At 66.8% G+C, this 12,507-nt stretch carries 12 protein-coding genes and 1 pseudogene; 6 read left to right on the forward strand and 7 right to left on the reverse strand.

The features are described from left to right. Positions 1-61 precede the first annotated feature (61 nt). Positions 62-280, forward strand: a pseudogene (locus EA796_RS23270) (cold-shock protein); the annotation flags it as partial. 123 nt (positions 281-403) lie between these two features. Here EA796_RS23270 and EA796_RS03645 read toward each other — a convergent pair. Then, a complete protein-coding gene (locus EA796_RS03645) occupies positions 404-610 on the reverse strand; it encodes a SlyX family protein (RefSeq protein ID WP_021445047.1) in 207 nt (68 codons plus the stop codon). Next, on the reverse strand, positions 607-1,038 hold the full coding sequence (locus EA796_RS03650; RefSeq protein WP_122107556.1) for an HIT domain-containing protein: 432 nt from the start codon (positions 1,036-1,038) through the stop codon (positions 607-609). The genes EA796_RS03645 and EA796_RS03650 overlap by 4 nt, the downstream gene beginning before the upstream one ends. 670 nt (positions 1,039-1,708) lie before the next feature. On the opposite strand from EA796_RS03650, the gene EA796_RS03655 reads away from it, so the two are divergent. Continuing rightward, entirely contained in the window at positions 1,709-2,989 is a 1,281-nt protein-coding gene (locus EA796_RS03655) for an OprD family porin (RefSeq protein WP_122107557.1), read from the forward strand. Positions 2,990-3,069: 80 nt separating this feature from the next. Here EA796_RS03655 and EA796_RS03660 read toward each other — a convergent pair whose 3' ends face one another. After that, positions 3,070-3,477 (reverse strand): PaaI family thioesterase, encoded by a 408-nt coding sequence (locus EA796_RS03660; protein WP_031303460.1) that lies wholly within the window; start codon positions 3,475-3,477, stop codon positions 3,070-3,072. A 144-nt stretch (positions 3,478-3,621) separates the two neighbouring features. Here EA796_RS03660 and EA796_RS03665 point away from each other — a divergent pair, with 144 nt between their 5' ends. From EA796_RS03665 to EA796_RS03675, 3 genes are read left to right on the forward strand one after another with little or no spacing between them, the layout of a single operon-like run. Beyond that, a complete protein-coding gene (locus EA796_RS03665) occupies positions 3,622-5,337 on the forward strand; it encodes a proline--tRNA ligase (protein ID WP_122107558.1) in 1,716 nt (571 codons plus the stop codon). A 20-nt stretch (positions 5,338-5,357) separates the two neighbouring features. After that, entirely contained in the window at positions 5,358-6,311 is a 954-nt protein-coding gene (locus EA796_RS03670; protein ID WP_122107559.1) for a hypothetical protein, read from the forward strand. A gap of 7 nt (positions 6,312-6,318) precedes the next feature. Further along, complete coding sequence (locus EA796_RS03675; protein WP_122107560.1) at positions 6,319-6,891, forward strand: lytic transglycosylase domain-containing protein; 573 nt, start codon at positions 6,319-6,321, stop codon at positions 6,889-6,891. Between the two features lie 14 nt (positions 6,892-6,905). Here EA796_RS03675 and EA796_RS03680 read toward each other — a convergent pair whose 3' ends face one another. The 4 genes from EA796_RS03680 to EA796_RS03695 are packed head-to-tail and all read right to left on the reverse strand — an operon-like array spanning position 6,906 to position 9,251. Then, complete coding sequence (locus EA796_RS03680) at positions 6,906-7,727, reverse strand: aldo/keto reductase (RefSeq protein WP_122107561.1); 822 nt, start codon at positions 7,725-7,727, stop codon at positions 6,906-6,908. 18 nt (positions 7,728-7,745) lie between these two features. Next, a complete protein-coding gene (locus tag EA796_RS03685) occupies positions 7,746-8,165 on the reverse strand; it encodes a VOC family protein (RefSeq protein WP_122107562.1) in 420 nt (139 codons plus the stop codon). Beyond that, positions 8,149-8,568: a VOC family protein gene (locus EA796_RS03690; protein WP_122107563.1), complete on the reverse strand. Its 420-nt coding sequence runs from the start codon at positions 8,566-8,568 to the stop codon at positions 8,149-8,151. Before EA796_RS03690 ends, EA796_RS03685 begins: the two co-directional genes overlap by 17 nt. A gap of 2 nt (positions 8,569-8,570) precedes the next feature. Next, positions 8,571-9,251, reverse strand: a complete 681-nt coding sequence (locus tag EA796_RS03695; RefSeq protein WP_031303464.1) for a bifunctional 2-polyprenyl-6-hydroxyphenol methylase/3-demethylubiquinol 3-O-methyltransferase UbiG — start codon at positions 9,249-9,251, stop codon at positions 8,571-8,573. A 144-nt stretch (positions 9,252-9,395) separates the two neighbouring features. Here EA796_RS03695 and EA796_RS03700 point away from each other — a divergent pair, with 144 nt between their 5' ends. Continuing rightward, positions 9,396-12,494, forward strand: a complete 3,099-nt coding sequence (locus tag EA796_RS03700; RefSeq protein ID WP_122107564.1) for a transglycosylase domain-containing protein — start codon at positions 9,396-9,398, stop codon at positions 12,492-12,494. The last annotated feature ends 13 nt before the right edge of the window (positions 12,495-12,507 follow it).

Here is a 12,507-nt window from a genome sequence, read left to right on the forward strand (position 1 = left end):
GAGCAGTCAACGCAGCCCGCGCGCGCAACCTGGTCAGCACGCCGCGACCAGCGAGCAAGACGACCGCGAAACCGGCACGGTCAAGTGGTTCAACACCTCCAAGGGATTCGGCTTTATCTCCCGCGACTCGGGCGAAGACATCTTCGTGCACTTTCGCGCCATCCGCGGCGAAGGCCACCGCGTACTGGTCGAAGGTCAGCGCGTAGAGTTCTCGGTGATGCAGCGCGACAAGGGCCTGCAGGCCGAAGACGTGATCGCCGCCGCCCCCGCACGGCGCTGAGCCTCGCAGCAACAAAAAGCCCGCGATCATCGCGGGCTTTTTGTTGCCTGGCATCCCTGGCGCCCCCCTTCTGGCCGTCGCTGCGCGACGCCCAAAATCGCTCCCTGGGATTTTTTGTTGGGCTTAATAATGTGGCGGAGGTGCCTCGTCCTCGGCGACGCCCGCCTGCCCGTGCAACTCTTCCTGACGCCGCGCCAGGGCCGCCAACTGCAGTTGCAGGCGCTCGATACGCTTGTGCTGCTCGACCAGCTCGTCGCTCAGCGCCTGAATGGTGTCGTCCTGGAAGGCCAGGCGGCTCTCCAGCTCCATGACCCGCGCCTCGAGGCTCATGCCGCCTCTCCGGCGAACTGGAAATCCTCGGTCAGCACCAGGCGCAGCTTGTCCTTGAGTTGCTGCACCTGGTCCTCGGCGTAGGGCTGCGCCGGCTGCCGCCCCCAGACGGGCGCCGGCCAGGCGGCATCCTCGCGACGCCGTACGATCACGTGCATATGCAGCTGGCTGACCAGGTTGCCCAGGGTCGCCACGTTCATCTTGTCCGCGGCGAAGGTGTCCTTGAGCTTCTCGGCCAGCAGGGTGGTTTCCTGCCAGAGCCGGGTCTGGTCGGCGGCATCCAGCTGGAACAATTCGCTGACCTCCTCGCGCCGCGGGACCAGGATGAACCAGGGGTAGTGGGCATCGTTCATCAGCAACAGACGACACAGGGGGAAGTCCCCGATCAGCAGGCAGTCCTGCTGCAAACGCGAATCCAGGACGAACATGGCGACTCTCCTCGCATCAAGCCATCAACCAAGCTTAGCGCCGGACCAGCTCGGCGCACTGGGCGCGCAGCATACGCGGCCGGCGGCGACAATTCACCCCGCCGCCACGCACCAGCGCAAGGCAGCTCGGCGCGACGCGCACCGCAGGCGTGCACCATTTTGTTTCCTACCGTAATAATCGCCGCCGCACGTTACCGCACGCGGCTTCCGATACGGCCGCCAAGGGCCTCAAGGCGCCTCGCCCGCCTTCGCCGCAAAGCGTCGACGCGGCCACGGCGAACCCGCGGCGGAGCCGGCTCGGCCTGGACCAAAGCGCCCCTGGCCGCCGGCAAAAGCGAGCTTTTAACGCCGAACTGGGGTTTTGAGCACGACTTTTGCTATCGGTTTGGGCAATGCTCGGCACGCCGCGCAGCGGGTCAATAACAGCGGTATCCGGCACCTCAAACCGCGGAACCAGTCGGCGCAACGGGACGCAAGTGCAGAACTACAGATTTGCGACATCCTTCATAAGCCTTTGCGACACTGCTGTGAAGAAATCGCAACGAATAGATTGCAACTATCGCCAACATTGGCTGCGTGCTATAAGTTAGCGCCGACACAAAAAGAAAGAGCCGCCCATACAATAATTAGATGGGCAGCGCAACTCTTCTAAACCAAAGGAGCAATCACGATGCAAGTGATGAAGTGGAGCGTAATCGCCCTGGCAGTAGCCGCGGGCACTTCCCAAATGGCAGTGGCGTCCAGCCAGTCCGAATCCAACGGCTTCATTGAAGACAGCAGCTTCAACATCTTCAATCGCGTTCTGTACATGAACCGCGATTTCAAGAATGGCGGCGCAAACTTCAACAGCGTCACCGGCGCCAAGAATGGTTATCGCGAAGAAACCGGCCTGGGCATTCGCCTGCTGTACGAATCCGGCTTCACCCAAGGTACCGTAGGCGTCGGTTTCGACGCTCACTCCCTGAGCAGCATCAAGCTCGACAGCGGCCGCGGCCGCCACAGCAATGGCTTGTTCGACACCACTGGCGACGGCCGTGGTGACGATACCCAGACCGAAGTCGGCGGCGCCGTCAAGTTCCGTATTTCCGACACCGTCCTGAAGCACGGCAACATGTTCACTGCCAGCCCTGTGTTCAGCACCGACGACAGCCGTATCCTGCCGGAAACCACCACCGGCACGCTGATCACCAGCAACGAAATCGAAGGCCTGGAACTGACCGCCGGCCGCTTCACCGCCATGAGCAGCCAGGTCAGCACCGATCGCGACACTTTCGCCCTGACCGAAGCCAATATCGTTGGCGCCAGCTACAGCTTCACCGACAACTTCAGCGGCGCCATTCACGCTTCCGACGTCGAAGATCACTTCAAGAAGCAGTACATCAACCTGAATTACAACCTGCCGCTGGCAGAAGATCAGGCCCTGAACTTCGACTTCAACGGCTACCGCACCAGGGATGACGGCCAGGCACTGTCGGGCGAAGTCGACAACAAGATCTGGAGCTTGGCAGCGGCTTACTCGCTGGGCGCCCATACCTTCACCGTCGCTCACCAGCGCTCCTCCGGCGACACCGCCTATGCTTATGGCGTGGACGGCGGCGGCACCATCTGGCTGGCCAACTCGGTTCAATACTCCGACTTCGACCGCAAGGACGAGCGTTCCTGGCAGGCTCGCTACGACCTGAACATGGCCGAGTACGGCGTACCGGGCCTGAGCTTCATGACTCGCTACATCTACGGCGATAATATCGACGTCGAAGGTTTCGATGAAGAAGGTAAAGAACACGAGTTCAACTTCGAAACCAAGTACGTCGTTCAGGAAGGCGCAGCCAAGGACCTGTCGTTCCGCATCCGCAGCTCCATCTGGCGCGCCAACAGCGTGCAGAACGCTGAATACGGCTCCGACCTGAACGACTTCCGCCTGATCGTCGAATACCCGCTGGAAGTGCTGTAACTCCTGCGTTATTCGATAGCTAGTTAAAAAAGCCCGGCATTCGCCGGGCTTTTTCTTTGCACTTCAATTAACCGAAGCGTTCAAAGCGGCAACGCGTAAGTGCCCGTTACATGCGCCACCAACTCGTCCTCATTGCCCGCCGAATAGAGCGAGACCTCGCACACCGCCTGGCGGCGGCTCAGGCGCAGGATGCGCGCCTCGGCGAGCAGGTCCACCGGCCTGGGCTTGACCAGGAAGTTGATATTGAGGTTAGAAGTCACCGCCATTTCCACCCGCCCGAGGCGGCCCAGCACCATGGCGTACATGGCCGCATCGCCCAGGGCCATGATGGTCGGCCCGGACAGGGTGCCGCCCGGACGCACCAGTTTGGCCTGAAAGGGCACCCGCGCCAGCACGCTCTCGCCGTCCAGCCGGTCGATGTGCAGATCGATATCCTCGGCCATCGGCAGCCCCGCGCGAATCAGCGCCTGAACCTCCCCCGCAGTCAATCCCGCCACCTCGACCTCCCGCTTATCGCCGTCGTTGCGCAGGCACGCGGCCGATCTGCCGGCGCCCCGTCCTGTACGCCACTGTACAGGCACCGTACAATGCCGCCCTATTCCAAGCCCTAGCAACCGACAGAACGGCCAAACATGCGTACCAGTCAGTTCCTGCTCTCGACCCTGAAAGAAACCCCTTCCGATGCCGTGGTGATCAGCCACCAGCTGATGCTGCGTGCCGGCATGATCCGCAAGCTGGCCTCCGGCCTGTACACCTGGCTGCCGATGGGCCTGCGCGTGCTGCGCAAGGTGGAGAAGGTGGTGCGCGAGGAAATGAACGCCGCCGGCGCCCTGGAAGTGCTGATGCCTGCCATCCAGCCGGCCGAGTTGTGGCAGGAGTCCGGCCGCTGGGTGCAGTACGGCCCCGAGCTGCTGCGCCTGAAGGATCGCCACGAGCGCGACTTCTGCGTCGGCCCGACCCATGAGGAAGTGATCACCGATCTGGCGCGCAACGAGCTGAACAGCTACAAGCAGCTGCCGATCAACATGTACCAGATCCAGACCAAGTTCCGCGACGAGATCCGCCCGCGCTTCGGTCTGATGCGCGGCCGCGAGTTCATCATGAAGGACGCCTACTCCTTCCATGCCGACCAGGCCTCGCTGCAGGAAACCTACGACCGCATGCACCAGGCCTACTGCAACGTGTTCAGCCGTCTGGGCCTGAATTTCCGCCCGGTACAGGCCGACACCGGCTCCATCGGCGGCACCGGCTCGCATGAGTTCCACGTGCTGGCCGAGTCCGGCGAAGACGATATCGCCTTCAGCAACGTCTCCGACTACGCCGCCAATATCGAGAAGGCCGAGGCCATCCCGCGCGAGCAAGCGCGCGGCGCCGCCACCGAAGCGATGCGCCTGGTCGACACCCCCGACACCAAGACCATCGACGCCCTGGTGCAGGGCTTCGGCCTGGCCATCGAGAAGACCATCAAGACCCTGGTGGTGCACGCTGCCGAGGAAGGCAAGCTGATCGCCCTGATCGTCCGTGGCGACCACGAGCTCAACGAGATCAAGGCCGCCAACCTGGAGCAGGTCGCCAGCCCGCTGCAGATGGCCAGCGAAGCCGAGATTCGCGCCGCCATCGGTGCCGGCCCCGGCTCGCTGGGCCCGGTCAACCTGCCGATCCCCTGCATCGTCGATCGCAGCGTGGCGCTGATGAGCGATTTCGCCTCCGGTGCCAACATCGAGGACAAGCACTACTTCGGCGTCAACTGGGAGCGCGACCTGCCGCTGCCGGCAGTGGCCGACCTGCGCAACGTGGTCGCCGGCGACCCCAGCCCGGATGGCCAGGGCACCCTGGAGATCAAGCGCGGCATCGAAGTCGGGCATATCTTCCAGCTCGGCACCAAGTACAGCGAGGCGATGAACTGCCAGGTCCTGGGTGAGAACGGCAAGCCGGTCACCCTGACCATGGGCTGCTACGGCATCGGCGTATCGCGCGTGGTGGCCGCGGCCATCGAGCAGAACAACGACGAGCGCGGCATCCTCTGGAACGACGCCCTGGCGCCCTTCCACATCGCCCTGGTGCCGCTGCGCTACGAAACCGAGCAGGTCCGCGAGGCCACCGACAAGCTCTACGCCGAGCTGACCGCCGCTGGTTTCGAGGTGCTGCTGGACGACCGCGACAAGAAGACCAGCCCCGGCATCAAGTTCGCCGACATGGAGCTGATCGGCATTCCGCACCGCGTGGTAGTCAGCGACCGCGGCCTGGCCGACGGCAACCTGGAATACAAGAGCCGCGCCGAGACCGAAGCCCAGGCCGTGCCGCTGGCCGACATCCTGCCCTTCCTGCAAGCCCGTATCAGCCGCTGATCACGCCGCACCGAGACATCATGCACACGAGCAACAGCCTTCGCCTCATCGGCGCCGCCCTGTGCGGCGCCCTCTTCCTCAGCGGCTGCGCCAACCAGCTGCCGCAACGCAGCGAGCACGAGGAGCGCGTCGAACGCAAACTGCTGGACCACCAGCTGCAGATCGACGTGGGCGAACCCAAGGTATTGGAACTGCCCCAGCGCCGGGTGCGCGTGCATGATCAGAAGAACTTCGAGGTCACCGCCTTCGAGGTCACCCGCCGCTACGACCGCTACACCCCCTACCAGCCCTGGCGCGAGCTGTACGAGGTGCCACTGGGCGCGGTGGCGGTGGTCGCCGGGATCGGCGCCAACGTGCTCAACGTGGTGCTGCTCGGCAGCCTGCCGGACAGCGCGACGCGCGACTGGATCAGCTACGGCATGGCCGGGCTCAACCCCTTCATGAACGTCGAGTCCAACGGCCGCGCCGAGCAGAACCTGGCGAGCATCGAAGAGGTCCAGCAGGATCGCCGCATGGAATATTCCAGCCTGCCCTGGGCCGAGCGTCCGGTGCGGGTGTTGGCCGGCGAGCAGAGCTTCGAGCTGCTCACCGACCGCAGCGGCGTGCTACGCCTGAACCTGCTGGACAGCCCCTTCACCGAACAGGATATCGGCCGTCTCGGCATGCTCCTGCTCAGCGTCGAGGACGAGCGCGACGAGACCCGCGCCGAGGCCAGCCTGCTGGTCAGCCACACCCTGCGCGGCAAGCTGCGCGAGGCCCACGACCTGATCTTCGACGACCTCGAGGACGACGACGTGGCGCAGTGGGTGCACCGGGTCAAGCGCCTGTCCGACCTGGGCCTGGAAGAAGAAGCCAGCGAGCTGGAGCAGAGCCTGATCGAACTGACCCGCAACGACCCGGAACTGCAGGAAGCCTTCCTCAAGGCCCTGCTGGAAGACGCCGGCCGCCTGGCCGCCGATCCCGTGGTGAACTGAGGCGCCTGTGCCCCTGCCTCGACTGCTGCTGGCGGCGCTGCTGCTGGCCGTCAGTGCCGCCGAGGCCAACCTGCGCCAGGCGCCCGAGCCGGAACTGCGCGAACTGCTGCAACGCACGGTGAGCCAGGCCGACAGTTTCGCCGACCGCTTCGATGCCGAGGTCTGGCTGCTGGACATGTCCACCCGCCTGACCCGCTATGTCCCCGACGACCAGCAGCGCCTGACGCTGCTGCGCCTGGTGCACGCCGAGGCGAGCAAGGCCGGGCTGCGTCCGGACCTGGTGATCGCCCTGATCCACGCCGAGAGCCACTTCGACCGTTTCGCCATTTCTTCAGTGGGCGCCCAGGGGCTGATGCAGGTGATGCCCTTCTGGAAGGCCGAACTGGGCCGGCCACAGGACAACCTCACCGACAACGCCACCAACCTGCGTTACGGCTGCACCATCCTGGCCTACTACCTCAAGCGCGAGAACGGCAATCTCAGCCGCGCCCTGGCCCGCTACAACGGCAGCCTCGGCCAGCTGAAATACCCGGCCAAGGTCATGGGCTTCTGGTACGACTACTGGTACGTCAAGCCTTAGCGCGCGCCCTGCGCCTAGACCATCTGCAGGCCCTGCTTGCCTTGCGGCGGAGGAAAGGCCGCGTCGAGCAGGGCCAGATCGTCCTCGCTCAGCACCAGCGCAGCCGCCGCGGCATTGTCGCGCAGGTGCGCGGCCTCCACGGCCTTGGGAATGGCGATCACCCCGCCCTGGCGCAGGGTCCAGGCCAGCGCCACCTGGGCCGGCGTGGCGGCATGCCGCGCGGCCACTTCGCTCAGCGCCGGCTCGCGCAACAGGGCGCCGGCCTGACTCAGCGGACAATAGGCCATCAGCGGCATGCCGGCGCGGCGCTGCCAGGGCAGCAGGTCGTACTCGATGCCGCGCGCCTCGAGGTTGTACAGCACCTGGTTGGCGGCGCAAGCCGCCTCGTCCAGCTCGACCAGGTCGTCCAGATCGAAGTTGGACACGCCCCAGGCGCCGATCTTGCCCTGCTCGCGCAGGCGCTCGAAGCCCACGACCGTCTCCTGCAGGGGGTGCTGGCCGCGCCAGTGCAGCAGGTACAGGTCGATGCTCTCGCAACCCAGGCGCCGCAGGCTGCGTTCGCAGGCCTGTTGCACGCCCTGGCGGCTGGCGTTGTGCGGATAGACCTTGCTGACCAGAAAGACCTGCTCGCGGCGCCCGGCGATGGCCTCGCCGACCACCTCCTCGGCGCCGCCCTCGCCGTACATTTCCGCGGTGTCGATCAGCCGCAGGCCGAGCTCGAGGCCTTCGCGCAGGGCCGCCACTTCGCGCGTCCGCTGGCGGCGATCCTCGCCCATGTGCCAGGTGCCCTGGCCGATCACCGGCACCCGGGTGCCGGCCAACTCAAGCGTACGCATCGTCACTGCTCCTCCTGTTCATGACCGCCAGGGATCATAGGTGCCAAAGCTCCACAGATGCCCTTCGATATCCAGGCAGGTGAAGCCGCGCCCACCATAGTCCTCGTCGCGCAGCTCGATGACCACCTCCACCCCGGCCGCCTGAACCCGGGCATACAGGGCATCGGCGTCCTCCACCACCAGGTACAGGCACTGGGTACAACCAGCGGCCTGGTCCGGTTGGCGCATGCACCGGCCGTGGGGCGAGTCGGCCGGCGAGCCGAGCATCAGCATGTCGCGCCCCCGGCGCAGTTGGGCGTGGGCGATACCGCCCTGCGCGTCGGGCACCACCAGTTGCGCCTCGAAGCCAAACACCCGGCACAGCCAGTCGATTGCCGCCGGGGCATCACGGTAACGCAGGCAGGGAATCAATCGGTTACCGTCATTGCACTCTTTCATCGCACACCTCCGCATAGCCGTCGCCGCGCCATTGCAGCAGGCAGAAACCGTGGCCGAAGGGGTCGCTGAGCAACGCCAGCCGCCCCCAGGCCTGTTCGCTGATCGTGCCCTCCTGACGCGCGCCGGCAGCCAGGACCCGCGCCAGGGCGACGTCCAGGTCGTCGACGACGACATCCAGATGCAGCGGTGTCCAGTGGCGGCCATAGTCGCGCCCCGTCCTCGCCGTGGCGAAAGGCCCGCTGCCCGCCGCCTTGTGCAGCAGATAGAGCGGCACCGCGGCCCCCAGCAGCTCGACCACGCTGCCCGCGAACAACCGGCGCCCGACCCGCAGGCCCAGGCCGTGGGTATAGAAGGCCTCGGCCGCCGCCAGGTCCGGCACGTCGAGGTTCAGCAACAACTCCATGCTCAGAGCGGCTTGAGCAGCAACAGCAGCGATACCGGCTGCACGCTCTCCGGGTGCAGCGGCTCCTGCAGCCACTCCAGGCGCCAGCCGGTCTCGCCGATCAGCGTCAGCCAGGACTGCAGGGTGCGAAAGAACCAGGGCATGGGGGCCTGGAAACCCTCGCCGAAACCGGCGAAGTCCTCCACCCGCCAGCCGTCGCGATAGGCCTCGCCGTGGCTGGCGCGCCAGGGGTGCAGGGTCTGGATCAGCAGGCTGCCGCCCGGCGCCAGCAGCCCGTGCAGGCTGTGCAGGAGCGGCTGCAGCGGCTCCTCGAGCAGGGCGAAGTTGCACACCAGCACCTCGAAACGGCCCAGCGCCTCGGCCTGGCTGTCCAGCTCGGCGTAACCGCAGACCCGGTACTGGCTGCGTCCATCGCAGGCGGCGCGGGCCGCCTCGATCAGCGGCGCCGAAGCATCCACGCCGACCGGCTCGATGCCGTGTTCGGCCAGGCCGCGGCACAGCCAGCCCTCGCCGCAGCCGATATCCAGCACCCGCTTGGGTGCCAGGGCCAGCACTGCCTGGAGAATCGCCGCATCGGTGACCAGCCGCCGGCTCTCGATGCGTTGCTCGCGCACCGCGGCAGCCCAGGCATCGGCGTTGGCCTGCCAGCTCTGCTGAAGCTGTTCTCGATGATCGCGCTGCATGGCGATTTCCTGCATTTTTGCGGTGAAGTGGATTCTAGACGCTGCGCCAGCGTCTAAGCTGATATCAGGCAAACGCGGTGACCCGCCTTCTGGCGGCGCTCACCCGGGGGATTTCCGTGAGCTGACAGGCCAGGCCGGTGGATTATGGGCGCATTATGGCAATCCGATCCTCAGCAGCGCGACCTTGCGTCGGACGCTATCGCGGCGACCGAACCGACGCCGGGTCCGCCGTCGCGGCGCTGGCGCCTGCTGCCCTACCTGCTGGTACCGCTGCTGGTGCTGCTCGCCGCCGCCCTGCTCGCCTTCGAGTTGCGCAGTGCGCACTTTCAGGCCCGCGAATTGAGCCGCTACGCCGCCAGCCTGAATTATCGCGTCGAGCCCGGGCCGAGCCCGGCCATCGTCTACCCGAGCGACGGGCCGTTCGACAAGCGCCAGGGCTACGCCTACCTGCCGCTGATGCTCGAGCGCCTGCAGCAGCGCGACTTCCTGATCAGCGAGCAGGCGCGTTTTTCCCCGGCGCTGATGGCCTATAGCCGCCGCGGCTTCTTCCCGCCGTTCGTCGAGAAGAGCCAGAGCGGCCTGAGCATCGCCGACTGCCGCGGCACGCCGTTCTACCAGTTCCGCTACCCACAGCAGGGCTATGCCGACTTCGCCGCCATCCCGCCGCTGGTGGTGGGCAGCCTGCTGTTCATCGAGAACCGTCACCTGCTCGACAGCGAGCAGCCGCTGGCCAACCCGGCGGTGGACTGGCCGCGCTTCGCCATGGCGGCGCTGTCGCAGCTGGGCAAGCTGCTCGACGTGCAGGATCAGTCCGCCGGCGGCAGCACCCTGGCCACCCAGCTGGAGAAATACCGCCACTCGCCCGACGGCCTGACCCTGTCGGCCGGGGAAAAGCTGCGGCAGATGATTTCCGCCAGCGTGCGCGCCTATCAGCAGGGCCCGCAGACCCTGGAGGCGCGGCGGAACATCGTGCGCGACTACCTCAACAGCGTGCCGCTGTCCGCCGCGCCGGGGCACGGCGAGGTGCACGGCCTGGCCGACGGCCTGCGCATCTGGTACGGCGCCGATTTCGAGCGCAGCAACGCCCTGCTCGACCCGGCCCGTACCCCCGAGGCCAGCCTGGCCGAGCGCGGTCTGGCGCTGCGCCAGGTGCTGTCGCTGATGATCGCCCAGCGCCGCCCATCCTATTACCTGGCCCAGGGCCGCAAGGAGATGGAGGCGCTGACCGACAGCCATATCCGCCTGCTGGCCGGCGGCGGGCTGATCGACGGCGCCCTGCGCGACGCCGCCCTGGCGCAGAAACTGCGCTACCGTGACTGGCAGCTGGAACCCAACCTGCGTCCGGTAGAGAGCGACAAGGGCATCAGCGTGGCCCGCTCGCGCCTGTCCAACCTGCTGGGCATGCCGCTGTACGACCTCGACCGCCTCGACCTGGCCGCCCGCAGCACCCTGCAGCGCGACCTGCAGCAGCAGGCCAGCGCCTACCTGCAGCGCCTGGCCGAGCCGGAGTTCGCCGGGCAGATCGGCCTGTTCGGCGAACGCCTGCTGTCGCCGGAAAAGACCGCCGAGGTGCGCTACAGCTTCACCCTGTTCGAGCGCACCGCCACCGGCAGCCGGGTGCGGGTGCAGACCGACAGCACCGACCAGCCGTTCGACATCAACGAGGGCAGCAAGCTGGAGCTGGGCTCCACCGCCAAGCTGCGGGTGCTGGCCACCTACCTGGAGATGATCGCCGAGCTGCACCAGCGGCATGCCGGCAAGAGCGTCGAGGAGCTGCGCGCGCTGGACATAGCCCCACAGGACAACCTTAGCCGCTGGGCGATCGACTACCTGCGCGGCAACCCCGGCGCCAGTCTGCCGGCCATGCTCGACGCGGCGCTGGAGCGCAAATACTCCGCCAGCCCGTACGAACGCTTCTTCACCGGCGGCGGCCTGCACACCTTCGGCAACTTCCGCCGCGAGGACAACGGCCGCATCCCGACCCTGCGCGAGTCCCTGCGCGAGTCGATCAACCTGCCGTTCATCCGCCTGATGCGCGACCTGGTGCGCTACAGCACCTACCAGAGCAGCGCCGAACTGCTCAAGGACGACAAGGACCCGCGCCGCGAGGAATACCTGCGCAGCTTCGCCGACCGCGAGGGGCGCACCTTCCTCCTGCGCTTCTGGCGCAAGTACCAGGGCCAGGCGGAGCAGCAGCGCCTGGAAACCTTCCTCAGCGGCCTGCGGCAGACCTCGGTCCGTCTGGCCGCGGTGCACCGCTACCTGATGCCGCAGGCCGACGAGGCCACCTTCGCCGCCTTCCTGCGTGCCCAGGTACCGCAGGAAAAACTGACCGACCAGCGCATCGCCCGCCTCTACCTGGACTACGGCCCCGGCGCCTACAGCTTGCCGGACCAGGGCTACATCGCCCGGGTGCACCCGTTGGAGCTGTGGCTGCTGGGCTTTCTCATCGAGAACCCGCAGGCCGGCTTCGGCGACGCCGTCGCCGCCAGCGTCGACGAGCGCCAGGAGGTCTACGGCTGGCTGTTCCGCAGCCGGCACAAGAGCGCCCGCGACAGCCGCATCCGCATCATGCTGGAGGTGGAGGCCTTCTCCGACATCCACAGGCGCTGGCAGAACCTCGGCTATCCCTTCGCCCATCTGGTGCCGTCACTGGCCACCGCCATCGGCAGCTCCGGCGACCGCCCGGCGGCACTGGCCGAGCTGATGGGCATCATCCAGAACGACGGCATCCGCCAGCCGGTGCTGCGCATCGAGGAACTGCACTTCGCCGCCGCCACCCCCTACGAGACGCGCGTCGAGCGCAATACCCGCGGCGCCAAGCGGGTGATGTCCTCGGAAGTCGCCGCGGCGCTGCGCGGCGCGCTGTCGCAGGTGGTCGAGGGCGGCACCGCGCGGCGCCTGCAGGGCAGCTTCCTGCTGCAGGACGGGCGCAGCCTGACGCTCGGCGGCAAGACCGGCACCGGCGACAACCGCATCGAGAGCGTCGGCGCCGGTGGCCGGGTGCTCAGCTCGCGGGCGATGAACCGCACCGCCACCTTCGTCTTCTTCCTCGGCCCGCGCCACTACGGCACCCTCACCGCCTTCGTCCCCGGCCGCGAGGCGGAGAAATTCACCTTCACCTCGGCGCTGCCGGTGCAGGTGCTCAAGGGCATGGCGCCGATCCTCGCGCCCTACCTGGAACCGGGCAGCGCCACCCTGTGCCAGGCGCCGCAGAGCGCGCCGCAGATCAGCTGGCGGTGACGCCTCATCGCGC

It is taken from the genome of Pseudomonas sp. AOB-7 (genome assembly GCF_003696305.1).
Lineage (GTDB): Bacteria > Pseudomonadota > Gammaproteobacteria > Pseudomonadales > Pseudomonadaceae > Aquipseudomonas.